Origin of the sequence: Microbacterium sp. NPDC077184, assembly GCF_040687055.1 — a bacterium.
GTDB lineage: Bacteria > Actinomycetota > Actinomycetes > Actinomycetales > Microbacteriaceae > Microbacterium.
On record NZ_JBFBMM010000004.1, the window covers coordinates 162,689 to 187,642 of the forward strand.

A 24,954-nucleotide genomic window follows, 5' to 3' on the forward strand; every position below is an offset into this window, starting at 1 on the left:
GTAGCCGGGCACGGGCGGGCGAGGGAGGTGTTCAGAGGAACGCGAGACCGACGCCGCCGGCGGCGCCGACGATCACCACCACCCACGGCGGCACGCGCCATGAGATCAGCAGCACGAAGCAGACGAGGGCGAGCGCGAAGGACGCGGGCCCCGTCACCGCGGTGACGAAGACCGGGTCGTAGAGGGCGGCGGCGAGGATGCCGACCACGGCGGCGTTCGCGCCGCGCAGGAGTGCCTGCGCGGCGGGTCGCGTCCGCAGGGCGTTCCAGAACGGCAGCACACCGACGAGGAGGAGGAAGCCCGGGACGAACACCGCCACCAGAGCGATCGCCGCCGTCGCGAGGCCCGCGGCCCCGGGGGCGGCGAGCGCCCCGAGGTAGGCGGCGAAGGTGAACAGCGGACCCGGGACCGCCTGGGCGACGCCGTACCCGGCGAGGAACTGCTCCGCGTTCACCCACCCGCCGGTGACGACCTCGGCCTCCAGCAGCGGCAGGACGACGTGGCCGCCGCCGAAGACGAGCGCACCGGCGCGGGAGAACGCATCCGCGACGCCGAGAGCCGTCCCCCCGAGCGTCGCGGCGGCGATCGGGAGCCCGACGAGGAGCACCGCGAACACCGCGAGGGCGGTCGCGCCGGCCCGCCGCGAGACGCCGAACGACAGATCCGGACCCGGCGCCTCGCCCGGCATCCGGCAGAGGAGAAGGCCGACGAGCGCGCCGAGGACGATCGCGGCGACCTGGCCGAGGGTCCCCGCCGCCACCAGGACCAGCACCGCCGCCCCGACGGCGATCGACGCGCGTCGGGCGTCCGGGGTCAGTGACCGGGCCATGCCCCACACCGCCTGGGCGACGATGGCGACGGCGACGATCTTCAGTCCGTCCAGGAGGCCGGAGCCGACCGTGCCGCCGAAGAGGTCCGCGCCGTACGCGAAGGCGACCATGACGATCGCCGACGGCAGGGTGAAGGCGAGCCACGCGGCGAGCGCACCGAGGGGACCGGCGCGGAGGAGGCCGAGCCCGAAACCGACCTGGCTCGAGGCGGGACCGGGCAGGAACTGGCTCAGCGCGACGAGCTCGCCGTAGCCGCGATCGTCGATCCAGCGACGACGCGTGACGAGCTCGTCGCGGAAGTAGCCGAGGTGCGCCACCGGTCCGCCGAAGGAGGTCAACCCCAGCTTCAGGAAGGCACCGAACACCTCCGCGGGGGTTCCGGCACGTCGGGAGGAGCTCACGGGCGGACAATACCCGGTCGCGGTGTCCTAGAATCATCAGCATTCTCACTCGGAGGTGCATACCAGCACGTGAACGGACACTCACGCGTGGGGTCGTCTGCAGACGACCCCGGTCATAGTCCGGGCGTTCTCGCCCCTGTCCCCTTTTCCTCGCGACCTGCGCGGGGGGTGATCCTCCCATGATCACCGCACTGCTCTTCCTCCTTCTCGGCCTCGTCCTGACGGCCGTCATCATCGCGGCGAACGGTTATTTCGTCGCGCAGGAGTTCGCCTACATGTCGGTGGACCGCGCGAAGCTGCGCGCCCGTGCCGACGCCGGCGACACCGCCGCCCGGCGGGCGCTCAAGGTCACCGACCGCACCTCCTTCATGCTCTCCGGAGCGCAGCTCGGCATCACCGTGACCGGCCTCCTCGTCGGCTACGTCGCCGAGCCGTTCATCGGCGAGTCCCTCGGGACGCTCCTCGGCGGCGTCGGCGTCCCCGCCGCCGTCGGCATCACGATCGGCACCGTGGGCGCACTGGTCCTCGCAGCGGTCGTGCAGATGATCTTCGGCGAGCTCTACCCGAAGAATCTCGCACTCGCGAGCCCCGAGCCGCTCTCCCGCGCGCTCGCGCCGACCACCCTCGGGTACCTCACGGTCTTCGGGTGGCTGATCTGGTTCTTCGACAAGTCCGCCGAGGGTGTCCTCCGTCTCGTCCGGGTCGAACCCGTGCACGACGTGGACACCTCGGCGACGGCGAAGGACCTCGAGCACATCATCGAGGACTCCCGCGACAGCGGCGACCTCCCCGAGGACCTGTCGCTCATGCTCGACCGCATCCTCGACTTCCCCGAGCAGGATGTCGAGCACGCGATGATTCCGCGCGTCCAGGTCGACGTCGTCCACGTCACCGACGCGATCTCCCACGTGCGGGCGCTCATGGCCGAGGCGCACACGCGCTACCCCGTCATCGGCGAGCGCGATGAGCCGGTCGGCGTCGTCCACCTGGTGGACGTCCTCGGGACCGATCGCGACGACCCGCGCCCGGTGAGCGAGATCATGCGCGAACCGCTCGTCCTCGCCACCCTCATGCCCCTCCCGGATGCCCTCGGCCAGCTGACCGAGACGAAGAACGAGCTCGCCTGCGTCATCGACGAGTACGGCGGGTTCGCGGGTGTCCTGACCCTGGAGGACCTCGCCGAGGAGCTGGTGGGCGAGATCTCCGACGAGCACGACGCCGAGGACGGGGCGGGCGCGGTGCAGACCGCGGACGACACGTGGGAGATGGACGGCGACCTGCACATCGACGAGGTCGAGCGCGTCATCGGCGCCGACCTGGAACGCGGCGACTTCGAGACCCTGTCAGGGCTCGCGATCGCCGCCGCCGGGCGCCTTCCCGAGCCGGGCGACACCGTCCGCGTCGAGCTTCCCCTCCAGGGCGCCGACGTCATCGAGGACGACCACACCTCCCGCGCCCTCCTCATCGAGGTCGTGGAGCTCGACCGGCACGTCCCGCACGTCCTGCGCGTGCAGATGCTCACCGAGCGGGACGCCGACCGGGAGGCATCCGACGCCCTCCGGGACGCGGCCCCCGAGTCCGAGGAGGCGCAGCGATGAACGGCTGGATCGTCCTGATCGCCACCGTGGCGCTGATCGCGCTGAGCGCGTTCTTCGTCGTCATCGAGTTCGCCCTTCTCGGCGCCCGACGTCACCGGCTCGAGGAGACCGCCACGACAGACCCGGCGTCGCGCGCGGCGCTGCGGGGGATGAACGAGCTCACCCTGATGCTCGCCGGCGCCCAGCTCGGCATCACAGCGTGCACGTTCGCCCTCGGTGCGATCACCAAGCCCGCGGTCGACGCGTGGCTCGGCCCGGTCTTCGCCGCGTGGGGTGCGCCGGAGTGGCTCGCCGGCGGAGCGGCGTTCGCGCTGTCGCTGCTGGCCGTGACCTTCCTCCACCTCGTGGTGGGCGAGATGGCTCCGAAGTCGTGGGCGATCGCGCACCCCGAGACCGCGGCGCGGATCGTCGGCATCCCCGCGCGTGCCTACGTCTGGCCGCTACGGCCGTTCCTGCTGTGGGTGAACCGCATCGCGAACGCGCTCGTGGCCCGCAGCGGCGTCGAGCCGGTGGACCGCGCCGCGGTCGGCGGCCGCGACGCCGACACCATCCGCCATCTCGTGGAGTACTCGGGCCAGGTCGGCGTGCTCGAACCGGAGCTGCGCACCCAGATCTCGCAGGTCATCGAGCTCGAGAGCCTCACCCTCGGCGACATCACGGTCCCGACCACGACGCCGACGGCCGTGACGACGGATGCCGATCTCGCCGCCGTGCGGGAGGCGGCGCGGCGCACCGGCCACCTGCGGGTGCTCGTCCTGGACGGCGCGGGCGAGCCGCGCTCGGTCGTCCACGTGCGCGACACGCTGCTGCGCGCGGACGACGACGCGGTGTCGACCCTCGCGCGGCCGGTCCTGCGCCTGTCGAAGGACCTCCTCGTGTACGAGGCGCTCCGTCGGATGCGCGAAGAGAGCGTTCAGCTGGTCGTCGTCGAGTCGGATGGGAACGCCGTGGGCGTGGTCACCCTCACCGACGTCGTCAAGCGGGTCCTCCCCGGTGAGGCCACGGTGGGCGCCGCCGGATAGCGACGCTCACGACGGGCGCGAGTCCTCCACGCGGTAGACCACGCACTCCCACGGCCGCAGCCGCAGGCGCCCGGACGGCGCCTGCGGCGGGTCGTCGTGGTTGGCGATCACGACGCTGCCACCGTCGAGGCCGAGGTCCGCGGCATCCCTCTCGACGCTTTCGCTCGAACAGTTCGCGACGAGGGTGAGACGGATGCCGTCCTGCGCGCGGTGGAACGCATAGACCTCGGTGTCCTCCGGCCACACGAGGGTGAACGCTCCGGTCTGCACGACCGGCTCGTCGTGGCGGAGCGCGATGAGCCGTCGGTAGTAGTGGAAGACCGAGTGGGGGTCGGCGCGCTCCGCGGCGGCGTTGATCCGATCGTGGTTCGGGTTGACCTCGATCCACGGCTCGCCGGTGGTGAATCCGGCGTGCGCGGAGTCGTCCCACTGGACGGGGGTCCGTGCGTTGTCGCGACTGCCGAAGGCGAGGGCGCGCAGCAGCTGGTCGTCGTCGAACTCGCCGATCGCCCGCTTCTCCTCGACGTAGCGCAACGACTCGATGTCGCGGTACTGGTCGAACGCCGTGAACCCGGCATCCGTCATCCCGAGCTCCTCGCCCTGGTAGATGTACGGCGTACCGCGGTGGAGGTGCAGGACCGTCGCCAGAGCCGTGGCCGATGCCACGCGATGCTCGCCGTCGTCTCCGAAGCGCGAGACGACGCGCGGCTGGTCGTGGTTGTCCCAATAGAGGGAGTTCCACCCCGTCTCGGCGAGACCTGTCTGCCAGCGCGTGAGAGTGGCCTTCAGGTCGCGGAGGTCGAGCGGACGATGCTGGAACCGGTCGCCGTCGACGGTGTCGAGTCCCATGTGCTCGAAGGTGAACACCATGTCCAGCTCCGCGCGGGCGGGATCGGTGAACAGCTTCGCGTCCTCCACCGTCGCTCCGGGCGTCTCGCCGACGAGCAGCAACGAATCCCGGCGTCCGGCGAACACCTCGCGGTGCATCTCCTGAAGGAACTCGTGCAGCCGTGGACCGTTGGCGCTCGCGGCGGCGGCGTCACCGTACAGGCCGCTCGCGACCGGGGCGTCGGAGAGCGTACCGCCCGAACCGACGTCCTTGGAGATGAGGTTGATGACGTCCATGCGGAAGCCGTCGACCCCACGGTCCAGCCACCAGCGCATCATCGCGTAGACGGCCTCGCGCACCTCGGGGGTCTCCCAGTTGAGGTCGGGCTGCTTCCGACTGAACAGGTGCAGGTAGTACTGCCCGGTCTCCGCGTCCCACTCCCAGGCGGGACCGGAGAAGAACGAGCCCCAGTTCGTGGGCTCGGAGCCGCGCGTGCCGGGCTCGAGTCCCGCGCGGGGATCGCGCCACCAGTACCAGTCGCGTTTCGGGTTGTCGCGGGACGACCGCGACTCGATGAACCACGGATGCTCGTCGCTGGTGTGGTTGACGACCAGGTCCATGACGACCTTGATGCCGCGGTCGTGGAGCGCGGCGATGACGTCGTCGAGATCGTCCAGCGTGCCGAAGAGCGGGTCGACATCCTGGTAGTCGCTGATGTCGTAGCCGTTGTCGTCCTGCGGGCTGCGGTACAGCGGCGAGAACCACACGACATCGACACCGAGCTCGGCGAGATGGTCGACGCGGCGGAGGATGCCGCGCAGGTCGCCGATGCCGTCGCCGTCGGAATCCTGGAACGAACGGGGATAGATCTGGTAGACCACCGCGGAGGTCCACCACGCGTACTCGGCGCTCATGGGCCCACCCTACGGCCCATCGTGGACGGACCGCAGGGTGGGGAACCCACCGGAGCGCGGAGACTTACGCGACGCGGGAGGGCTCGTCGTCGCTGTTGTCGTCGCCGGGGATGTGCACGTCGTTGACCTCGACGTTCACTTCGACGACCTCGAGACCCACGAGGCGCGAGATGGCACCGGCGACGGCGGCCCGGACGTTCCCGGCGACCTCCTGGATCGGCGACGGGTACTCCACCACGATCGTGAGGTCGGCAGCGGCCTGCGTCTCGCCGACCTCGACCTTGACGCCCTGCGTGAGGTCGGTGGCGTTGATCGCGTCGCGGATCGCGCCGAAGGCACGGGCGCCGCCGCCGCCGAGGGCGTAGACACCGGGGACCTCGCGCGCCGCGATGCCGGCGACCTTCGCCACGACACCGTCGGAGATGGTGGTGCGGCCCGCGGCGTTCTCGTCGCGAGCGCCGGTGAGGGACGAAGCGGGACGGTCGACGCGGGAGGCGGCGCTCTTCGGGGCGCGCGTCTCGTCGGCGGAGGTGGTCGTGATGTCGTTGGTGGCCATGAGCCGGCTCCTTTATCTGTCGGACGGTGGGAAATCAACCCCGATTCGGGGCGGTGGACGAGCGTTACGTTTGCTCTGCGAATAGGAGGGTCGTCCCGCCGGATTCGTCACGAAAAGATTCCTGGGTGTTCGCTGGGAGGTGGGGGATGGGCGGCAGGTCCGACGCAGGCGGGGTGACGGGGTCAGGCCTGGCCGTGGCATCCGATCAGATCCTCGTGGAGCGCGCGGTCGACGGCGACGCCACGGCGTTCGGCGAGATCGTCCGGCGCCACAGTTCCCTGATGCGTGCGTACGTGTCGCGCATCGTGGGCTCGCTGAGCGAGGCCGATGACGTGGTGCAGGACGCGTTCATCACCGCCTGGAAGCAGCTCCCCTCCCTCCGCGACGGCTCCGCCGTCCGCGCGTGGCTCATGCGGATCGCGAGCCGCGAGGCCTTCGCACGCCTCCGTCGGCGCACCGCCGACGTCCCGATCGACGACGTGCCCCTCGTGCAGAGCGCGCACCCCGATCCGGAGGTCCGCGCGGTGCGGCAGGCGCAGCTCACCGCCCTGTCGGAGGCGCTCGACGACCTGCCCGAGGACCAGCGACGGGCGTGGCTGCTGCGCGAGGTCGCCGACCTCAGCTACGCCGAGATCGCGGAGGAGATGACCACGAGTGCCAGCACCGTGAGAGGCTTGCTGTCACGAGCACGGAGTTCGATCGCGATCCGGATGGAGGACTGGCGATGACCCAGACTCCCCCCGAGATCCTGGACTGCGGACGCACCCTCGACGAGCTGAGCGACTACCTCACGGCCGGTCGCCTCCCCGTCGACGCGCACATCGAGTCCTGCCCCGACTGCCTCAACGCCCTCGACGCGCTCGAGCGGGTCGGCCGGCTGTCGCGCGACCTCATGGTCCACGACGCGGAGCGCCTCCCCCCGCCTCCGCAGGACTGGCTGAACGGCATCCTGTCGGCGGTCCATTCCGAACTGCGCGCGGGGCGGAGCTTCCCCATCCACCACGACGATCCCCGCGTGTCGATCTCGGTGACGGAGGGCGCGGTGCGCGCGCTCATCCGCGAGACGGGGGATGCCGTGCCCGGCGTCTACATCGGCCGCACCCAGATCATCGGCAACGCCGAGATCCCCGGCGAGCCGGTCGAGGTCGACGTCACCGCGAGCATCGCGTGGGGTCTCCCCGTCCCCGAGACCACCGCGCGCGTGCGGGACCTGGTCTTCACCGCTCTCAACCAGCACACCGAGCTGAAGGTCGTCGGCGTCAACATCACGGTCGAAGACCTCCACGGCTACGCGTCCGACAAGGAATCGTCATGACTCTCATCACTCCCGAACCGGACGGCGGACTGGTCTCCCGCGTGCGCGCGGTCGACGGCGTCGTGGACGTGTACGGCTCACCGCTGCAGCAGCTCTCCGGCATCCTCGCCGCCGCCACCGGACGCTCCGGCGAGCGGCAGGCCGACGTCGCCGTCTCGATGCGCGACGGCATCCCCCGGGTCGCTGCACGTATCGCCACCGACCCCGAGTACGACACCCCCGAGACCGCCCGACGCGTGGCGGACGTCCTCGCCGAGAACTCCCCCGAGGACGCGACGATCACGGTGCAGATCGCCCGCATCCACTGACACCGCCATGGGCCGGTCTCGATCCACCTCCGAGCCGCAGGCGGAGTCGAAGACGTGCGCCTCGTGCGGCCGCGAGATGCAATGGCGCAAGAAGTGGGCGTCGAACTGGGAGCAGGTCGCCTACTGCTCCGACGCGTGCCGGCGCCGGGGCGTGCGGACGGTGGACACCGCCCTCGAGGACGCGATCCGGGAGCTTCTCGCCGCGCGGGCCGCGACCGCGACGATCTGCCCGTCGGAGGCCGCGCGATCGGTCGGCGGCGACGACTGGCGCGACCTCATGGAACCGGCGCGGCGCGCCGCGCGACGCCTCGTCGCTGCCGGCGAAGTGGAGATCACCCAGCGCGGCACGGTCGTCGACCCCTCCACCGCGCGCGGCCCCATCCGCATCCGCCGCGCGCGCTGAGCGCGGGGCACCGCCCGACCTGCGTCAGATCCGGCGGGCCCGGGCGAAGCGGGTGACGAACCCCGGATGCTCCGCCGGCATGGCGAGGACGGAGTCCGGCGGGCGCGCGGCGAGCCCGGGGAAGCCCGCATCGGCGACGAGCTCGTCATCCAGCTCGAGGAGCTCCGCTGTCCGCAGCGGCCAATCCTCATGGTTGTTCTGCGCCCACCGCGTCGCGCCGAGATGGCGCTCGTGGAATCCCCATCGCGCGGTGAGGAAGTGGGAGAGGTCACTGTCGACGACCTCGTCGCCCACGCGGACGGCGATGCGCGCGCCCGGCCCGCGCGGGCGCCCGCGCGCATCGCGCCGGCGCGAACGGAAGTCCACGACGGATGCCGCGGCGTCCGTCGTGAGTCCGATCGACGCCCACCGGTACGGCAACCCGAACAGGGCCCTCGCCGCGAGCACCGGCGGCAGATGCTCGGCCTCGAGCGTGCGGAAGACGACACCCCGGCGCCCGGCGGCATCCACGCCGTAGGTGCGGACGTTGATCTCGGCGAAGGTTCCGAGCCACGGCACCGCGGGAAGCGGCAGGAAGCGGAAGCGCGAAAGGACGAACGGCACGAGCCCCACCCAGGCCGAGCCGTCGAACACGTCGGGGCGGACGCCGGGTGGGAGCAGCGGGGCGACCTCTGCGGGATCGACCCGCCAGTGCACGAAGACGGCGCGACTCCACACCTGGGACAGGATCGCGCGCGTGGGCAGCGCCGGGGCGTCGGCCGGGATCGTCACCCTTCGATTCTCCGCCGGGGAGACGACGTCGGGGTCGCGCCGGCGAACGCGGCGCGACCCCGATCGGGCAGGTCAGCGGGTCAGCGGGTCAGCGCGATCTCGTTCGGCGTGACCTCGAGGGTCGCGCTCGCCAGGACCTCTCCCGACGTGAGGTCCACCGCGTGCACCTCGTTGCTCGCCGGTTCGGTGACGTAGGCGATGTCGCCGCTGATCTTGATGGCGGGGTGGGCGTCCTGCCAGTCCGCCGGTCCTTCCCACGCCTCGATGACCGGGAAGGCATCGACGAACTCTCCGGCCTCGAGATCGAGGACGTGGATGCTGCCGTCCGAGGCGAGGATGTAGCCGAGGTCCTCGGGTCCGCGCGCGAGGTCCCGGAAGGTGTACTCGGCGCCCTCGGGCATGTCGATCACCTCGAGCGACGGAGCGGCGGTGTCGATGACGACGACGCTCTGCAGCAGGTAGCCCTCGGCATCCTGGTCGTCCTTGTAGTCGCCGAGGACGAGCGGGCTCGTCTCGCTGACGAAGAGGTTGCCGGTGCGGCCGTAGGGCTGGTCCGGGGCGTCGAGCTTGACGATCTCGTCGCCGTCGTACACGAGCGCGCCGTTGTCGCAGCCGAAGACGACGACCTCGTCCTGCGCGGTGCCCTCGCCGTGGACGCCGGGGCACTCCGCGCTCTCGGCGATCGTGGCGCCCTCGGCGTCCTGCACCATGATGCCCGTGCGACCGTCGGCGTTTCCGACGGTCGTGACGAACGATCCGTCCTCGAGGACGATCGAGACACCGTGATGCGCCTCCACACCCTCGATCACGGTCGTCTCGGGAAGCTCGTCGCCGGCGGCCAGCAGGTCGTCGGTGTCGAAGATCGTGGTGTCGCTCGTACCGTCGGCATAGAGCACGGTCTTGCCGCCGTGGACGACGACGTGGCCGGCGGCCTCCGCCTCGAAGAGGCGGTCGGTGAGGACGGGCTCGGCATCGGCGGTGCCGGCGTCCAGCACCTGGAAGCCCGCGCTGGTGGTGACCATGACGTGTCGGCCGTCACCGGCGGGGTTCAGGCGGGTGAACTCCTCGGAGTCGACATCGCCGAGGACCTCGAGGGTCTCGCCGTCGAGCACGACGATGCCGCCGGGGTAGGCCAGGGCGACGCGGGTGCCGGCGTCCGAGACGGCGGCCGCGTCGGACGCCGGAGCGTCGGATGCCGGAGCCGACGACGGGGTTCCGGCGCACGCGGTGAGCGCGACGGTCGCGCCGAGCGCCAGGGCCAGGACGCCGGCGCCGCGATGGGGCAGAGCTCGCATGTGATGTTCCTCTTTCTGTGGGGGATCAGCCTGCGCTCAGCGCGACAGGCCGTCGGAGATGCGCTCGGTGTTGGCGCGCATCATGGTCAGGTAGTCCGGGGCGCCGCCCGCGGCATCCGTCAGGGATTCGGTGAAGAGCTCGACGACGTCCACCTGCACGTTCGCCTCCTCGGCGAGCGCGCGGACGAGCCGGTCGGGCTGGGACGACTCGGCGAAGATCGTCGGCACCCCCGCCTCCTCTATGGCGGCGACGAGGTCGGCGAGGTCGCTCGTGCTGGGTGCGGCGAGCGTCGTCCCACCCGGGATGACCGCACCGATCACACGGAAGTCGAACCGATCGGCGAGGTAGCCGAAGACGTGATGGTTCGTCACGAGTGCGCGACGATCGGCGGGGAGAGCGGCGAAGGTCGCGGTCATCTCGGTGTCGAGGCGCTCGATCTCCGCCCGGTACGCCGCGGTCCGCTCGGCGACCGCCGCTTCGTCGACGCCGTCGAGGTCGCGGAGGTCGCCCTCGAGGGCGTCGATGACGGAGATCATCCGGGCGGGATCGGTCCAGAAGTGCGGATCGTCCGAGCCGCCGGCATCCGTGGAGGTGTACGGCAGGACGTCGACGGCGTCGCCGGCGACGAACGTGCGCGCGCCGGCGTCGGCGGCGGCGTCGAGGTGCTGCTGCAGACCCTCCTCGAGGCCGATCCCGTTCGAGACGACGAGGTCGGCCTCGCGCAGCTGCGCGGCTTCGGCCGGTGAGATCTCGAAGGAGTGCGGATCCGCGCCGGGGCGCATCAGGGTCACGACCTCGACGTCGTCGCCGACGAGGTTGTCGACCACATCGCCGAGGATGTTCGTCGACACGACGACGACGGGGCCGTCGCTCGCGGGGTCGCCGGCGGGTGCGCAGGAGACGAAGAGCAGGCCCGCCACGGCGAGCACGGGGAGAGCGGTGAGCCGGCGCATATCAGCGTCCTGTCAGCACGGCGAAGAGCGGTGCGGTCGTCGGGGTGAAGGTCCGCGCGATACGCGCGTCGTCGGCGAAGTCGATCTCCCACAGCATCTGCTCGGTCGGCCCGCTGAGGTAGGCGCGCTGCTGATCGGCGATGAGGTGTACCGCGCCCGCGGAATCCGCCACGCTCGCCGACACGAGCGGCTCGGTGCTCGCGCGCACGGCGCCGGATTCGCCGTCGAGGACCAGCACCCTGCCACTCCGCGTCAGCGCGAGGAGGTTCGCGGCGTTGTCATCGACCGCGGTGACCTGGAGCAGCGGTTCCGGTCCGGGCAGCAGTGTCCACGCGCGTGCCCGGGTGTCGAGGATCCAGATGCCGTCGGCACCGTCCTCGCCGGCGAGCGCCGCAACCCGGGGTCGCCCCTCGCGGTTGGCGAACCCCTCGGCCCGGGATCCGGCGCCCGTCGGGTAGGGAATGCGCTCGATCTGCGGAGTCCCGTCGTCGACGGTGAGAAGGATCGCGCCGTCGTCGCAGCCGATCACGCCGCCGACACGGGTCGTGATCGTTCCTCTCGGAGCGAGGCAGTCCTCCGTGACGCCGACCTCCGCGCCGTCGGCGTCGTGGACCGTGACGCGGTCTCCGGCGGCGACGGCGGCGAAGGAGCCGACCGGAAGGACGATCCCCTCCCCGGGCTCGCCCGCGATGCGGAAGCGCTCGACGATCTCGCCGTTCGACAGGGCCTCGGTGTCGAGGAGGACCGCCTCGCCGGACTCGGGGAAGAAGAGCCCGGTGCCGCCGGTCGTCGACGAGGTCGTCGTGGCGATCGTCGCGATACCCGCCCCCTCGATGTCGCCGACGACGCGCGACGCGGCCCGGTAGTAGTGGAAGTGGTCCTCGTGGTCCCACGTCCACACACCGCTGTCGACGATCGACACCCCGGTCGCGTCGATCGCGAACAGGTACCGGCCGTCCGAGTGGACGGCATCCGGTGCGCGCACCGCGCCGAGGTCCGCGAAGGACTCGTCGAGGAGGTCGAGCTGCGTCGCCTGCCCGCCCGGACCCACGAGGGTGAGTCCGAGCTGCGCTTCGGCGAGCTCTTCCGCGCCCGCGATCTCGCCGTGCGCGTCGCCGCTCGACGCGGCACTGTCGGATGCGGTCGTCGCCGCGGGTTCTGTCGTCGCACAGCCGGTCAGCAGGGCGAGCACAGCGGCGGCGGCGAGGAGGGACGAGGGGACGGGACGGAGCGGAGACATGCGACCTTTCGAGTCACGCGAGGACGGGAGCAGAGGCGAGGGCGCGACGGCGGAGGCGCTCGGTGGCGGCCCGCAGACCCCACGAGAGAACCGCGGTCGTGACGGCCGTGCCGGCGATCGTCGCGCCGGTGGCGGTGGCGGCGTACCAGGAGACGACGATGCCGCCGATGACGGAGAGGATGCCGAGGACGGAGGCGAGCACCATCATCGTGGGAAGGCGCTCGGTCCACTGCCGCGCGGCGACCGCGGGTGCGACGAGGAGGCCGACGACGAGAAGGGACCCGACCGCCTGGTAGGAGGCGACGACGGCCAGCGTGACGAGGCCGACCAGCGCGGCCTGCGCCCACGAGGGCCGGAGTCCGAGCACGCACGCGACGCGTTCGTCGACGGCGAGCGCGACGAGCGGTCGGTGCGCGATGATCGCCGTGGCGATGCCGAGCACGACCGCGATGACCAGGACGACCAGGTCGGCGGGGGTGAGGGCGAGGATGTCACCGAAGAGGATCGCCGTGGCGTCGGTGGCGAAGCTGCCGGCATGCGAGATGATCACGACGCCGAGCGCCAGCATCCCGACGAAGAGCAGCCCGATGCTCGTGTCGTACGACAGTCGGCCGCGCCGTTGAACGGTCCCGATTCCGACGCTCATCGCGACCGCGCTGACCGCGGCGCCGAGAAGCACGGGAAGGCCCAGGATGGTCGCGAGCGCCACGCCGGGCAGCATGCCGTGAGCGAGTGCCTCGCCGAGGAACGCCATGCCCCGGACGACCACCCAGGTTCCCGCGACGCCGCAGAGGACGGCGACGAGCGCCCCGCCGAGGAGCGCGCGCTGCACGAACTCGGGGGCGAAGGGATCGAGGAACCAGGACACGAGGCACGACCGTACAGGTAATGAGAACCATTATCAAAACGGTAGGATCGAGGGCGTGAACACTTCTCCTCCCACCGCCATCGTCAGGGGCGCGACCGTCCGGTTCGGCGATGTGCAGGCACTCGACGGGATCGACCTCGCGCTCACCCGCGGTGCGCTCACCGTCGTCACGGGCCCGAACGGTGCGGGGAAGTCGACGCTTCTCGAGGTGATCGCCGGCACGACACCGCTGACGCGCGGCACCGTCGATCGCGACGGCGCGGTCGCGTTCGTCCCGCAGCGCACCGCGCTCACCCCGCGCCTTCCGCTGACGGCGTCCGACATGGTCGCGGTCGGCACTTGGCGGCGGGCGGGGCTCTGGCGACGACTATCCGAGCGGATGCGGGGCGACATCGCGGAGGCGATGGAGCGCCTCGCCGTGCTCGACCTCGCGCATCGCCCGTTCGCGGCGCTGTCGGGCGGTCAGCAGCAGCGGGTCCTCATCGCGCAAGGGCTCGTCGGGCGCGCGGACCTCCTCCTGTTGGACGAGCCGACCACCGCGGTGGACGCGCGAAGCGCCGAGCTCATCCTGGACGCCGTCGCCGCGGAGACCGCGCGCGGCGCGACGGTCGCCTGCGTCAGTCACGACCCGCGGCTCATCGACACGGCCGCCGTCGTGGTTCCCCTCGACGGCGGCCGGATCGATCAGAGCATCAGGGACGCGGGTCGCGGGCGTCCTCGATGTCCTGCTTGACCTCGACCGGGCGACGGAGGCGGTCGCTGCGGGTCTTCGCGAGGCTCGCGATCGTCGCGACGGTGACGGTCGCGGCGATGAACAGCAGCGACAGCCAGATCGGGATCTCGGGAACCCACAGCACCGGCTCGCCCCCGTTGATGAACGGGAGCTCGTTGACGTGAAGGGCGTGGAAGACGAGCTTCACACCGATGAAGGCGAGGATCACCGCGAGGCCCTGCGCGAGGTAGATGAGGCGCTCCAGCAGACCGCCGATGAGGAAGTACAGCTGGCGGAGGCCCATCAGGGCGAACGCGTTGGCGGTGAAGACGATGTACGCCTCGTTGGTGAGGCCGTAGATCGCCGGGATCGAGTCGACGGCGAAGATGAGGTCGACGAAGCCGATCGCCACGATCACGAGGAGCATCGGCGTGACGAAGCGTCGGCCGTCCTTCTTCACGAACAGGCGGTCGCCGTTGTACTCGTCGCTCACCGGCAGCACGCGACGGACGAATGTCATGAACTTGCCGTTGGCGGGATCGGACTCGCCGTGCGAGAAGGCCTGACGGTAGGCGAGGAAGAGCAGCAGTGCGCCGAAGATGTAGAAGATCCAGGAGAAGTTCTCGATCAGCGCCGCGCCCACCGCGATGAACGCGCCGCGCATGACGAGCGCGATCACGATGCCGATCATCAGCACCTTCTGCTGGTAGATCTTCGGCACCGCGAACCCGGTCATGACGATCAGGAACACGAAGAGGTTGTCGATCGACAGCGCCTTCTCGGTGAGGTAGCCGGCGAAGTACTCGCCGCCGTACGTCCAGCCCGAAACGAGGCCGATGCCGACGCCGAAGAGGAGCGCGAGGGCGATGTAGAACACCGACCAGCGGGCGGACTCCCCGATCGTGGGCGCGTGGGGCTTGCGCACGTGCGCGAAGTATTCGAAGACGAAGAAGGCGATGGTCACCGCGATGGTGATCCCCCACACAAGGGGCGTGATGTTCACAGGGTCTCCAGACCATGGCGTGGACGAATCGACGCCAAGGTCTTCCCCATCTCCGACGGAGACCGGCGATCCGGGAGGCGCAGAGCCTCCGTGATGACGAATCCACCGTGTCGGGGTACTCCCCTTGGACCGTGTAACCCTAGGCGAGGGCGTGGGTCACTGGCTGAGAATCCCCTGTGGAGATCCGGACCCGCCGAGGTCGGTCAGCCCAGCGGGAAGCCGCCGTCGCTGCTGATCACCTGGCCGACCACCCAGCTCCCCTCCGGCGACGCCAGCCAGGAGATGAGCGCGGCCGGGTCCTCGGGACGACCGAACCGGCCGAACGGCGTCCCGGCGACGCGCGCGTCGAGGCCCTCGAGATCGCGATCCGTGGTCTCGGCATCCAGGTATCCGGTGTTGACCGGACCCGGGTCGATCGTGTTGAGGACGATGCCGAGCTCGAGGAGTTCTGCCGCGACCGTCTTCGTCACGCCGGCCAACGCCGCCTTGCTCGTGGCGTAGGCGACCTCGCCGCGCATCGGGCCGTGGATCTGGCCGGAGGTCATCCAGAAGACATGCCCGGTCGGAGCCGCGTACGGTCCGCCGCCGACGATGCGGTCGCCGGGCCGCCGAGGTTCGGCGGGGGCGTGGTGGCGGGCCGCGAACGTCGAGGTGAGCAGGAGCGTCGCGCGCGTGTTGACGTCCCAGAACGCGTCGAGGGTCTCCGCCGTCTGGTCGAGGATGCTGCCGTCCCCGCCGCTCCGGGCGTGATTGCACACGAGGATCTCGATCGACCCGGTGATCGCGGCGGCGGCGTCGATCACGCGCGGGATCGCCGCGGCATCCGACAGGTCCGCGCCGATGTCGACGAGCGCGGCGCCGGGAACGAGCTGGGAGCGGATGCCGTCCCGCACGGCGTCGAGGTCGTCGGCGCCCCACGGCTGGTCCTCGTCGTGGGCGCGGTGGTGGTGGATGACGATGTGCGCGCCGAGCCGCGCGAACGCGGACGCCACGGCGAAGCCGATGCCGCGGCGCCGGGAGACGCCGGTGATGAGGGCGGTGCGGCCGAGGAACGGGGTCGCGGGAGCGGGGCGGTCGGTCACGAGGGCCGAGTGTGGCACATGGGCGGGGACGCGTCGAGCCCACCCGCAGATGCGGGCGGGCGCTTACGCTGGAAGGATGCCGCCCACCACCGCCGGAGGACCGACGCCCTCATCGGCGAGCGGCGACGCCCCCGATCCCGACGACCGCGCCTGGCGGCAGCTCCTCGCCGGCGACGAGCCCTCGTGCCCGCAACTCGCGGAGATCTACACGCCGCTGGCGAACGCCCGCGGCCCACTCGCGGTCGCTCAGCTGGGCCAGAGTCTCGACGGCTTCATCGCCGCCCGCACCGGAGACGCCTGCTACGTCACGGGCGAGGAGGATCGGCGGCACCTGCACCGCCTCCGCGCCCTCGTCGACGCCGTGGTCGTGGGCTGGCGCACCGTCGCCAACGACGACCCGCGCCTGACCGTCCGCGCCGTCGCCGGACCCAACCCCGTCCGGGTCGTGCTCGACGCATCGGCGCGCATCCCCGCCGCATCCGTTCTCCTGCACGACGGCGCCGCCCCCACGCTGTGGCTGGTGGATGCCGAGACCCCGGTCGAGACGCACGTCGGCCCGCACGTGCAGATCGTCCGCGTGCCGGACCTGCGATCGCTCAGCCCGCGCGAGATCCTCGCGGTGCTCGAGGCTCGGGGCCTGTCACGGGTGCTGATCGAGGGCGGAGGAGTGACGGTGTCGCGGTTCGTGGGCGATCACGCCCTCCGCTGGCTCTACCTCACCACCGCGCCGGTGCTCATCGGCGACGGCGTGCCCGGCATCCGCTTCGACGGGGAGGATCGTCTCGCCGACGCCCTCCGCGGACCCGTCCGCCGCTTCCCCCTCGGCGCGGACCTCTGCACCGAATTCACCTTCTGACGCACGCGCGTTCTCGGACGACGCCAGGGCTCGACGGCGTTCGCGCGCCCGGCGCACCTCCCGCGCACGCGGAAGGAGACGGACAGCGACGACGACGGCTCCGGGGAGGGTCGATGCGAGAGCCAGGATGCCGTAGCCGATCGACACGGTGATGCCGAGCTCGGCGGTGGAGCCGGCGAGATCGAACGCCCACGCCGCCGCCGCTTCGCGCGTCCCCCAGCCGCCCACGCCGAGCGGGATCGACATGCCCGCGATCGCGACCGCCGCCGTCCCGGGGAGGACGGCGAGACTCAGCGCGGGTGCCAGGGCCACGGCCGAGACGACGAAGATCCCCGCGAACGCGGCCCACCCGGCGACGGCGAGCGCCACGACGGCGACCAGTTCGCGCGCCGACAGCCGACGGAGCCAGCGCCACGCGATCGCGGAGACGAGCACCGCGATCCCCAGGCTTCCGAACGCGAAGAGAGGGGCGGGGGCGGCGAGGGCGACGCCGGCGGCGAGGAAGACCACCGCGGTGCCGGCCAGGCGCTCCCCCGCCATCGCGGCGAATCCGCTCGCGAGGGCCCGGCGGCCGGCGCTCACGTCGGCGTCGCTGCTGTCGTCCGCGGCGCGCAGCGCGTCTCCGGCGAGCCCGCCGGGCAGCACGCTGTTGAGGAAGGACGCCTGCCAGCAGCGCGCGATCGCGGGCCCGAGCGGGATGCGGATCGCGTGATGACGCGCGACGACCCGCCAGCGAAGGGCCTGGGCGACGACACCGGCGGCGCCGAGCGCGATGCCGATCGGGTAGGCCCACCAGGGCAGCTGCGTCACCGCGTCCACGAGCGGGGCGAGACCGAAGCGCCACACCACGACGGCGAGGATGCCGACGGTGACCACCACCTGGAGGACGGCGACGAGGATCAGCCGCGCTCGGCCCCGACTCGGCATCCGTCCGGCCTCGCTCACGCGGTCGCGGGGAGACTCAGGATGTCGGCGTGTCCGACGTGGACGACGAGCGCGCCCCGGTCGATCTGGGCCTGACGCTCCTCGCGCCAGGCGGCCACGACGTCGGCGAGCGCGGGATCGTGCTCGATCGCGACGTCGGCCCGGTCGTGGAGGTAGCGCTGCACGAGCGCCGCCTGCTCGGCGGCGTCCAGGCGCCACGGCGTCTCGGCGACCCGAACGCGCTGTCGACGGTCGCGGAGGAGCCCGGCGACGTGGTCGACGGCATCCGGGCCGAGGAGGTCGTCGCGCCGCTGGTGCGCGTCGAAGGCGTCGGTGATCGCGGTGTCGGCAGGGTGCGGCGGGTCGATCGAGACGGCACCGGTGACGCTGAGGCTCAGGAGCGCCACGGAGCCGGTCTGCGCGATCGCGTCGACGAGGACCGCGGCATCGGCCGGGGAGAGGAGATCGAGGAGGGCGGCGCAGGTGAACAGCACAGGGCCCTCGTCCTCGGCGACGATGTCGGGGAGTTCGGCGACCGTGGCGATCCGACGCGTGAGCGAGGACACCGGGGGCGGGGCGACGGGATCGACCGCGTCGATGAGATCGGCGTCGTGGTCGACGAGGATCCAATGCTGCTCGAGCGGCACGAGGCGATCGGCGAGCCAGGCCTGGTTCGATCCGGTTCCGGCGCCGATGTCGATGACGCGGACGGGGGCGGACTCGGCGCCGAGCGCCTCGACCGCCGCGGCCACGAGAGGAAGCGCCGCCTCGCGGGCGGTGTGGTCGGCCTGGCGCCGGAGCGACAGCCAATCGGCGGGGACGGGACGGCTCACCATCGGAGCAGGTCCCGCAGCTGCGTCGCGGCGTGCGGCCATCCTCGAAGTCTAGACCGGGCATCGGATGCCGCGGCCCGCCAGGCGACCCGGAGGTCGGCGTCGTCGAGCCAGCGTGCGATCGCGTCGGTCCACGCGCCCGGATCGTCCACGGGGAGCGCGAGGCCGGGGAGCGGCGAGCCGGCCTCGGTGCCGGCGGCCAGCGCCTCGACCGCACCGGTGCCGGAGGCGACGAGCGCCGGGATGGCGCGGGCCAGGGCTTCGGTGACGACCATGCCGTAGGGCTCGACGAGCGAGGGCAGCAGGAGCAGGTCGGTCTCGCGCCAGAGGCGCTCGCGACGGCGCCCCGCGACGGGTCCGACGAAACGCGCACGATCGACGGCGAGCGCCGCGACGGCGGCCTCGACCTCGGCGACGTAGGGGTGCGCGGCGCGGACAGGACCGGCCACGACCACCTCCCATGCGCGCTCGCGCAGAGGGGCGAGCGCCGAGAGGGCGAGGAGCGCGTTCTTCCGCGGGGTCACCGCGCCGAGGATCAGCAGCCGCGGCGGCGAGCTCCCGGTGGCCGGATCGGCGGGCTCGACACCCGGCCGCACCACCTCCGCCGCGATGTCGTAGCGGGCGCGCAGATCGTCGCGCGCCCACGCGCTCGTGCAGAGCACCAGGTCGGCCGCCTCCAGCGCCGCCCGCTCCCCGCGCGCGAGGGTGTCGGCATCCGCTTCGGACAGCCCGGATTCGGCGGGCAGCGGGAGGTGGACCAGGATCACGACACGGATGCCGGCCGCCGCGGCATCCGCGATCCGCTCCGAGGCCGCGCACGCCACGATGCCGTCGACGACGACCTCCCGCGCCGAGGCGAGGACCCCGGCGAGGGCGTCGAGGTCGGCCTCCGCCGGCCGCGGCCACGCGCCCGGGACGCGGTGTTCGACGACGTCGACGCCGTCGGCTCGGAGCGCCGCGATCACCGCGTCGTTGTAGGCGCTCCCGCCGCTCGGGCCGCCGAGGTCGGCGGGGACGACGAAGGCGCGGTCAGCGCCCGGCGATGTCAAGGTCATACGTCACCCATGCGTCGGGATGCTCGCGCACGACGATGCCGATCCCGGTGATCCCGGCCGCCGGGTCGAGCCGCTCGGCGAGCGCGCGGGCGATGTGCGCGGCGACCGCCTCGGTGGTGCTGAGTGTGCCGGCGAACGCGGGGTGCTCGTCGAGGTTCGCGTACCGCAGCGGGTCGAGCACCTCGGAGAGGTGCCGGGAGGCCTCGCCGATGTCGATGACGACCGCGTGGTCATCGAGACGCGGGCTCCGCCACGTCGCCTCGACCACGAGGGTCGCGCCGTGAAGCCCCTGGGCGGGGCCGAAGAACTCGTCGGGCAGGCTGTGGGCGATCATGACGTGATCGCGGACGGTGAGTCCGAACATGGGGTCCTCTCGGAGGTGGGGCTGGTCAGGTTCAGGGCGAATCGGGGTAGGCCACGACGACGCAGCCCGGGCCGATGCGGCCGTCCTCGAGTGCGACGTACGCGTCGTCGATGTCGTCGAAGGCGACGTCGGCGGCGATGAGGGTGTCGAACCCGGGATCGGCGAGGAGCTCCAGGGCCGTGGCGAGCCGGGCCGCGGAGTCCCGGCGCGCGCGCCGGGCGGCGCCGATCCGCGACACCTGGCTCGCGGTGATCCGCAGGCGGCGGGAGTGGAAGTCCTCCCCCAGCGGCACACGCGGCTCGCGTGCACCGAACCATGACATCTCCACGAGCTCCGCCTCATCGCCGAGGAGTTCGAGGGCGAGGGAGAGGCCGGACTCGGATGCCGAGGAGTGGAAGACAAGGTCGCAGTCGCCTGCCGCGTCCTCGGGCGCGACGGCGTCCACACCCGCTTCGGCCAGCTGACGTCGGCGTGCGGCATCCGGATCCACGATCTGCAGGCGCGCGAGCGGGAAGCGACGGAGGAGGAGCGCGACGGCCCCGCCGACGAGCCCGCCACCGACGATGGCGATGCGATCGCCCGCGCAGGGCGGGGCGTCCCACAGCGCGTTGAGGGCCGTCTCCACCGTGCCGGTGAGCACCGCGCGGCGCGAGGGGACCGCGGCCGGGAGGGGGGTGAGCATGGTCGCGTCGACGACGTAGCGGTCCTGGTGCGGGTGGAGGCAGAACACGCGGCGTCCGACCATGTCGGCGGGTCCGTCCTCGACGACACCGACGGAGAGGTAGCCGTACTTCACCGGGAAGGGGAAGTCGCCCTCTTGGAAGGGGGCGCGCATGCGCGCGTGCTGCGAAGGTGGGACGTCGCCGCGGCGGACGAGCAGCTCGGTGCCGCGGCTGATGCCGCTGTAGAGCGTCCGGACGCGGGCCTCGCCGGCGCGCGGAGACGGCAGGGTTTCGATCCGGAGTTCGCCGGCGCCGGGCGCGACGGACCAGTGGGCGCGCGCGGTGTGCGCGGCATCCGTCGCGGTGTCGGCGGCCCTGTCGGCGTCGGTGGCCCTGTCGGCGTCGGTCATGCGGCGACCGCCGCGGCGACGCCCGACCAGACTTCCTCCGCGCCGGAGTGGCCGACGAGGAACGTGAAGACGCACGCGACGACGCCGGCGACGGAGGCGAGGATGCCGGTGACCCGCTCGGCGATCGTGCGACCGCGCGCGGGCGCGGTGCTCCGGGCCGCCGCCCGGTGGAGCAGCACGGCCTGGACGTACCACGCGACCGCGAGCACGCCGAAGACGATGGCCGCGGCGAGCGCCGGGTCGGCCCACGCCATGTGCTCGTACGGGGTGCCGACGATCTCGGCGAGCGCCGATCCCGAGCGGTGGGCGACGAAGAACGAGACGGTTCCGAGGAGGGCGAGGACCGCTCCGACGGCGCCGACCTGAAGGCGCACGCCCGCCCAGAGGACGGCTGTGATCACGAGTGCCGCGGCGAGCGGGACCAAGACGACGGCGGCGTGCACGACAAGGGGGTGAAGGGGCAGATCCATGACTCTCTCGTCCGATCGGGGCGGAAAGCGGGCTCAGGCGCGCTCGAGCGCAATGATGTCACGCCCGAAGGACGTCGCCAGGAGCACCAGCGCGATCGCGACCGACGTGGCGGCGAGCGGCGCCGGCACGATCGGGACGAGCGCGATGAGGAGCGCGACGCCCTGGATCGCCGCGACCGTGCGGCGGAAGGAGCTGTAGGGGAGCTCGCCGCGGAGCTTCGGGCGGATCCAGGATGCCGCGACGAAGAGGTAGCGCATCGCGCCGATCGCGAGCACCCACCAGCCCACCGTCGGGGCCGCGAGGATGGACAGCACCAGCAGCAGTGCGGCGTCCGACTCCATGTCGAGGCGGGCTCCGGCATCCGTCGCCGTTCCTGTGCTCCGCGCCACCCATCCGTCGATCGCATCGAGGAGGAGGGCCGCGCCGATGACGGCCGCCACCACCCACGTGCGGGCGGGGAGGCTGCCGGCGAGGACGAGGACGGTCGCGGCGGCGACGACGCCGGTGAGGCCCACGCGGCCGAGGGTGACCCGATCGGCCGGGGTGACCGCGCGGGGGCGACGACGGAGGATCGACACCGCGGCGACGACCGGGACGACGAGGGCCGCGACCATCGCGAGCAGGAAGACCAGGCCGTGCGGGGTGTGCAGCAGGGCCCAGAGCGCCGCCGCGGCGAGCGGCACGAGGACGACGATCCCGGCCTCGGCGACACCGCCGAAGCGTGCCGGACGCGCCGCCGAGGGGGCGTTCGCGAGGCGCAGCTGGGTCATGCAGTCACGATAATGCGGCCCGAAAGGGGCGGGGCGGATCCGAGGGGATCTTTACCCGAGGGGTGCGCGGGGACTATGCTTCGCACGCCCATCCGGACCGAGAGGGGGCGGTCATGACGAACGCGACGACCGGAACCGGCACCGTCGGTGACCCCTGGCAGCTGCGCACCCCTCCTGGCACGTCGTTGTACACGATCTATCGCGACGACACCGTCGAACCACCTCTCCTCGTCTGCCAGGTCGGCAGCACACGCCTCACCTACCTCGCCCGCGCGGTCGACGACCTCACGGAAATGCTCCGACAGCACGGGGACTGGATGCCGCTCGGCGCGGCCGACGAGGGCAAGACACCGCCGGAGGGCTCGGTCGAGGCGTGGGGGCGTTCGCCGGAGAATCCGGTCGGCGGCTGGTACGGACAGCGCAAGGGCTACCGCGGCCGCTTCGGGATGTACCTGCCGCCGCTGCTCGAAGCGCTCGGGCTGGTCGAACTCGAGCACAACGCGCGGAACAACCGCGTCCGGGCTGCGGTCTGAGGTGCGGGTGAGACTGCGACCACTCGACCTCGTCGACGTGTTCGTCTACCTCGTCGTGCTCGGGACCTTCATCCAGCTCTTCCCGGCCGTCATCTCGGAGAGCTTCCTCCTCGCGCTCCTCACCGCCGTCCTGCTGAAGGTCGTGCTCGAGGCGGTCCTGTGGGTGAAGACGCGCCTGCTGCGCGGCATCCGTTCGCCGTCCGGCGCCCTCGCCCGCACGATCCGGATCGCAGCCCTCGTGCTGGTGCTGCCCGGGGAGCAAGTTCCTCGTCCTGGAGCTCGTCGACCTCGTCTTCGGCGACGCGGTGCGCCTCGGCGGATTCTTCGCCGTGACCGCGCTCATCATCGCGCTGATGCTCGCGCGCGGGGGCGTGCGGCGCCTGTTCGAGCGGGAGGGAACCGGTGTCTCTCCGGGAGCGGATACGTCTCCCGGAGCGGATGCCGCTACCGGAGCGGGACCGGGACGTCCGACCCGCCCTCGACCGTGAGGCGCGCGCCCATCTGCACCAGCTGCGGGGCGGCGGTGAACCCGCCCGCGAAGATCGCCTGACCCTGGCCGAACACCGGCGAGCGCATCAGGAGGTCCTGCGGGACGAAGCCGAACGACTCGGCGAGCGCGGCGAGGTCGTTCGGGGCGTTCATGCGCATGAGCGCGACGTTGTCGCACTGCGACAGCGCGTTGGGGTGCACCTTCGACGGCCGCTGCGTGGACAGCACGAGCCAGAGCCCGAACTTCCGGCCCTCCGCGGCGATCTGCACGATGCGCTCGGTCAGCAGCCGATCGGCGGGCGTCTGCGGATCCGGCGAGCAGAGGTTGTGCGCCTCGTCGATGACGATGAGGCGCGGCCGGCGCTGCTCGCGGTTCTGCCACAGGTGGTCGAGCACCGACAGGGCCGCGGCCTTGAACTCCCCCGGCTCGCGGAAGGCGCCGAGATCGAGGACCGTCGCGTCCTGCTCCTCGTCGATGACGTCGGACGCGTCGCGCCCACCCCACGCCCAGATGTCCCAGTCGAGGATGCCGAGGTTCTCCAGCCGCATCGCGAAGCGGCGGCGGTCAGGGTCGTCGTCGCGGTGAAGCCACTGCGCGAACTGCTCGGGCGTCGGCGTGTGGCCCTGGAACTACTCACTGACCCGGAGCGCCATGTTGAAGAACTCGGGATCCATCACCGGATCCAGGCGCATGATCGCCGCGCGGCTGCGGGTCGGAAGGTCGACGAAGCGGATCTTCAGCGGCTCGTCCCCGCCGGGGCCGAGGACACGGATGCTGCGCGAGGCCCACGCGGACGCGGCGGCGGGATCGGCATCCGCCCGGGTCTCGCCGAGCCGGACGAAGTCGGAATTCGGGTCGAGGATCACCACCGGCAGGCGCGTCGCACCGATGAGCTGCTCGAGCACCACGCCCAGCGCGTAGGTCTTGCCGGACCCGCTCTGCCCGCACCAGAACGTATGGCGGTTGAACTTCGTGGGGAGGAGTTCGGCCGGGTCGCCGGAATCGACCTGGGTGCCGATGATCAGTCGCGGATCCACGGGTCTCACGCTAGCGAAACCAGGGGTCGAAGCCCATAGGATCGCACCGGGTCGCACCGGATGGATCCGACGAGCTCCGACGAGGGGGACGACATGACCACGCCCGCACCGACGCCGGCGCCCGCGCGCCCGCGGCGCCGCCTCGACGTCCTCGGCCTGATCGCCGTCATCGTCGCCGCCCTCGTGCTTCTGCCGTCCCTGGCGGTCTTCCTCATCGGGCTGATCCCGGAGATGAACGCGATCTGGTGGCTCGGGATCATCCTGCTGCCGTTCCTCGCGATCGCCGGGATCATCGCCCTGGTCTTGGGCGTGATCGGGGTGATCGTGGCCGTGCGGCGCGGAACGCGCTTCGTGCTGTCGATCATCGGCGGCGTGCTCGGCATCCTGATGCTCCTCCCCCTCGCCCTGCTCCTCGTCGGCCCCTGACCCTCCCTGACCGCGAGACTGC

The 24,954-nt window shown here is 71.9% G+C and carries 28 protein-coding genes and 1 pseudogene; 10 read left to right on the forward strand and 19 right to left on the reverse strand.

Annotated elements, in window-relative coordinates:
• Positions 1-31: 31 nt before the first annotated feature.
• Positions 32-1,231, reverse strand: coding sequence for a chromate efflux transporter (gene chrA, locus AB0O93_RS09630; protein WP_363342811.1), 1,200 nt, complete (start codon positions 1,229-1,231; stop codon positions 32-34).
• 179 nt (positions 1,232-1,410) lie between these two features.
• On the opposite strand from chrA, the gene AB0O93_RS09635 reads away from it, so the two are divergent.
• Positions 1,411-2,829, forward strand: coding sequence for a hemolysin family protein (locus AB0O93_RS09635; RefSeq protein ID WP_363342813.1), 1,419 nt, complete (start codon positions 1,411-1,413; stop codon positions 2,827-2,829).
• Positions 2,826-3,851, forward strand: coding sequence for a hemolysin family protein (locus AB0O93_RS09640; RefSeq protein WP_363342815.1), 1,026 nt, complete (start codon positions 2,826-2,828; stop codon positions 3,849-3,851). Before AB0O93_RS09635 ends, AB0O93_RS09640 begins: the two co-directional genes overlap by 4 nt.
• A gap of 6 nt (positions 3,852-3,857) precedes the next feature.
• On the opposite strand, the gene AB0O93_RS09645 is transcribed toward AB0O93_RS09640, so the two are convergent.
• Together AB0O93_RS09645 and AB0O93_RS09650 are read right to left on the reverse strand one after the other, a co-directional pair.
• The gene (locus AB0O93_RS09645) at positions 3,858-5,594 is read right to left on the reverse strand and encodes an alpha-glucosidase (RefSeq protein WP_363342817.1); all 1,737 of its coding nucleotides are present in this window, start codon (positions 5,592-5,594) and stop codon (positions 3,858-3,860) included.
• Positions 5,595-5,658: 64 nt separating this feature from the next.
• Complete coding sequence (locus tag AB0O93_RS09650; RefSeq protein WP_363342819.1) at positions 5,659-6,150, reverse strand: Asp23/Gls24 family envelope stress response protein; 492 nt, start codon at positions 6,148-6,150, stop codon at positions 5,659-5,661.
• A gap of 173 nt (positions 6,151-6,323) precedes the next feature.
• Here AB0O93_RS09650 and AB0O93_RS09655 point away from each other — a divergent pair, with 173 nt between their 5' ends.
• From AB0O93_RS09655 to AB0O93_RS09670, 4 genes are read left to right on the forward strand one after another with little or no spacing between them, the layout of a single operon-like run.
• Positions 6,324-6,878, forward strand: coding sequence for an RNA polymerase sigma factor (locus AB0O93_RS09655; RefSeq protein ID WP_363342821.1), 555 nt, complete (start codon positions 6,324-6,326; stop codon positions 6,876-6,878).
• Positions 6,875-7,465 carry an Asp23/Gls24 family envelope stress response protein gene (locus AB0O93_RS09660; RefSeq protein ID WP_363342823.1) on the forward strand — a complete coding sequence of 197 codons (591 nt, stop codon included), beginning with the start codon at positions 6,875-6,877 and terminating at the stop codon, positions 7,463-7,465. Before AB0O93_RS09655 ends, AB0O93_RS09660 begins: the two co-directional genes overlap by 4 nt.
• On the forward strand, positions 7,462-7,773 hold the full coding sequence (locus AB0O93_RS09665; RefSeq protein ID WP_363342825.1) for a hypothetical protein: 312 nt from the start codon (positions 7,462-7,464) through the stop codon (positions 7,771-7,773). Before AB0O93_RS09660 ends, AB0O93_RS09665 begins: the two co-directional genes overlap by 4 nt.
• Positions 7,774-7,780: 7 nt before the next feature.
• On the forward strand, positions 7,781-8,176 hold the full coding sequence (locus tag AB0O93_RS09670) for a DUF2256 and DUF3253 domain-containing protein (protein ID WP_363342827.1): 396 nt from the start codon (positions 7,781-7,783) through the stop codon (positions 8,174-8,176).
• 24 nt (positions 8,177-8,200) lie between these two features.
• Here the strand turns inward: AB0O93_RS09670 and AB0O93_RS09675 are convergent, their stop codons facing one another.
• The 5 genes from AB0O93_RS09675 to aztB all read right to left on the reverse strand — a co-directional run bounded on the left by AB0O93_RS09675 (position 8,201) and on the right by aztB (position 13,304).
• The gene (locus tag AB0O93_RS09675; RefSeq protein ID WP_363342829.1) at positions 8,201-8,947 is read right to left on the reverse strand and encodes a DUF2071 domain-containing protein; all 747 of its coding nucleotides are present in this window, start codon (positions 8,945-8,947) and stop codon (positions 8,201-8,203) included.
• 80 nt (positions 8,948-9,027) lie between these two features.
• Entirely contained in the window at positions 9,028-10,242 is a 1,215-nt protein-coding gene (gene aztD, locus AB0O93_RS09680; RefSeq protein WP_363342831.1) for a zinc metallochaperone AztD, read from the reverse strand.
• 36 nt (positions 10,243-10,278) lie between these two features.
• Complete coding sequence (gene aztC, locus AB0O93_RS09685; RefSeq protein ID WP_363342833.1) at positions 10,279-11,196, reverse strand: zinc ABC transporter substrate-binding protein AztC; 918 nt, start codon at positions 11,194-11,196, stop codon at positions 10,279-10,281.
• A gap of 1 nt (position 11,197) precedes the next feature.
• A complete protein-coding gene (locus AB0O93_RS09690) occupies positions 11,198-12,436 on the reverse strand; it encodes an ABC transporter (protein ID WP_363342835.1) in 1,239 nt (412 codons plus the stop codon).
• Between the two features lie 13 nt (positions 12,437-12,449).
• Positions 12,450-13,304, reverse strand: coding sequence for a zinc ABC transporter permease AztB (gene aztB / locus AB0O93_RS09695; RefSeq protein WP_363342837.1), 855 nt, complete (start codon positions 13,302-13,304; stop codon positions 12,450-12,452).
• Positions 13,305-13,359: 55 nt separating this feature from the next.
• Between aztB and aztA the strand changes: the two genes are divergently transcribed.
• The gene (aztA, locus tag AB0O93_RS09700; RefSeq protein ID WP_363342839.1) at positions 13,360-14,037 is read left to right on the forward strand and encodes a zinc ABC transporter ATP-binding protein AztA; all 678 of its coding nucleotides are present in this window, start codon (positions 13,360-13,362) and stop codon (positions 14,035-14,037) included.
• On the opposite strand, the gene AB0O93_RS09705 is transcribed toward aztA, so the two are convergent.
• Together AB0O93_RS09705 and AB0O93_RS09710 are read right to left on the reverse strand one after the other, a co-directional pair.
• Positions 13,997-15,019: a TerC family protein gene (locus tag AB0O93_RS09705; protein WP_363342841.1), complete on the reverse strand. Its 1,023-nt coding sequence runs from the start codon at positions 15,017-15,019 to the stop codon at positions 13,997-13,999. The two genes, aztA and AB0O93_RS09705, sit on opposite strands and share 41 nt — an antisense overlap.
• A gap of 203 nt (positions 15,020-15,222) precedes the next feature.
• Positions 15,223-16,101 carry an SDR family oxidoreductase gene (locus AB0O93_RS09710; protein ID WP_363342845.1) on the reverse strand — a complete coding sequence of 293 codons (879 nt, stop codon included), beginning with the start codon at positions 16,099-16,101 and terminating at the stop codon, positions 15,223-15,225.
• 76 nt (positions 16,102-16,177) lie between these two features.
• On the opposite strand from AB0O93_RS09710, the gene AB0O93_RS09715 reads away from it, so the two are divergent.
• Positions 16,178-16,957: a RibD family protein gene (locus AB0O93_RS09715; protein WP_363342847.1), complete on the forward strand. Its 780-nt coding sequence runs from the start codon at positions 16,178-16,180 to the stop codon at positions 16,955-16,957.
• A 429-nt stretch (positions 16,958-17,386) separates the two neighbouring features.
• Here the strand turns inward: AB0O93_RS09715 and AB0O93_RS09720 are convergent.
• The 7 genes and pseudogenes from AB0O93_RS09720 to AB0O93_RS09750 all read right to left on the reverse strand — a co-directional run.
• Positions 17,387-17,884 (reverse strand): annotated as a pseudogene (locus AB0O93_RS09720) (lysylphosphatidylglycerol synthase domain-containing protein); the annotation flags it as partial.
• 14 nt (positions 17,885-17,898) lie between these two features.
• The gene (locus AB0O93_RS09725) at positions 17,899-18,756 is read right to left on the reverse strand and encodes a hypothetical protein (RefSeq protein WP_363342849.1); all 858 of its coding nucleotides are present in this window, start codon (positions 18,754-18,756) and stop codon (positions 17,899-17,901) included.
• Positions 18,711-19,769 carry a glycosyltransferase family 4 protein gene (locus AB0O93_RS09730; RefSeq protein WP_363342851.1) on the reverse strand — a complete coding sequence of 353 codons (1,059 nt, stop codon included), beginning with the start codon at positions 19,767-19,769 and terminating at the stop codon, positions 18,711-18,713. Before AB0O93_RS09730 ends, AB0O93_RS09725 begins: the two co-directional genes overlap by 46 nt.
• Entirely contained in the window at positions 19,744-20,133 is a 390-nt protein-coding gene (locus AB0O93_RS09735) for a 6-carboxytetrahydropterin synthase (RefSeq protein ID WP_363342853.1), read from the reverse strand. Before AB0O93_RS09735 ends, AB0O93_RS09730 begins: the two co-directional genes overlap by 26 nt.
• Before the next feature lie 31 nt (positions 20,134-20,164).
• Positions 20,165-21,205: a dehydrogenase gene (locus AB0O93_RS09740; protein ID WP_363342855.1), complete on the reverse strand. Its 1,041-nt coding sequence runs from the start codon at positions 21,203-21,205 to the stop codon at positions 20,165-20,167.
• Positions 21,202-21,675, reverse strand: a complete 474-nt coding sequence (locus AB0O93_RS09745; protein WP_363342857.1) for a DUF2231 domain-containing protein — start codon at positions 21,673-21,675, stop codon at positions 21,202-21,204. Before AB0O93_RS09745 ends, AB0O93_RS09740 begins: the two co-directional genes overlap by 4 nt.
• Before the next feature lie 33 nt (positions 21,676-21,708).
• Positions 21,709-22,446 (reverse strand): CDP-alcohol phosphatidyltransferase family protein, encoded by a 738-nt coding sequence (locus AB0O93_RS09750; RefSeq protein ID WP_363342859.1) that lies wholly within the window; start codon positions 22,444-22,446, stop codon positions 21,709-21,711.
• 113 nt (positions 22,447-22,559) lie between these two features.
• Here AB0O93_RS09750 and AB0O93_RS09755 point away from each other — a divergent pair, with 113 nt between their 5' ends.
• Positions 22,560-22,979 (forward strand): DUF6855 family protein, encoded by a 420-nt coding sequence (locus tag AB0O93_RS09755; RefSeq protein WP_363342861.1) that lies wholly within the window; start codon positions 22,560-22,562, stop codon positions 22,977-22,979.
• A 444-nt stretch (positions 22,980-23,423) separates the two neighbouring features.
• Here the strand turns inward: AB0O93_RS09755 and AB0O93_RS09760 are convergent, their stop codons facing one another.
• Both AB0O93_RS09760 and AB0O93_RS09765 read right to left on the reverse strand, forming a co-directional pair.
• The gene (locus AB0O93_RS09760) at positions 23,424-24,017 is read right to left on the reverse strand and encodes an ATP-binding protein (protein ID WP_363342863.1); all 594 of its coding nucleotides are present in this window, start codon (positions 24,015-24,017) and stop codon (positions 23,424-23,426) included.
• A gap of 81 nt (positions 24,018-24,098) precedes the next feature.
• Positions 24,099-24,506: a DUF87 domain-containing protein gene (locus tag AB0O93_RS09765; RefSeq protein ID WP_363342865.1), complete on the reverse strand. Its 408-nt coding sequence runs from the start codon at positions 24,504-24,506 to the stop codon at positions 24,099-24,101.
• 93 nt (positions 24,507-24,599) lie between these two features.
• Between AB0O93_RS09765 and AB0O93_RS09770 the strand changes: the two genes are divergently transcribed.
• A complete protein-coding gene (locus tag AB0O93_RS09770; protein WP_363342867.1) occupies positions 24,600-24,932 on the forward strand; it encodes a hypothetical protein in 333 nt (110 codons plus the stop codon).
• Positions 24,933-24,954: the final 22 nt, after the last annotated feature.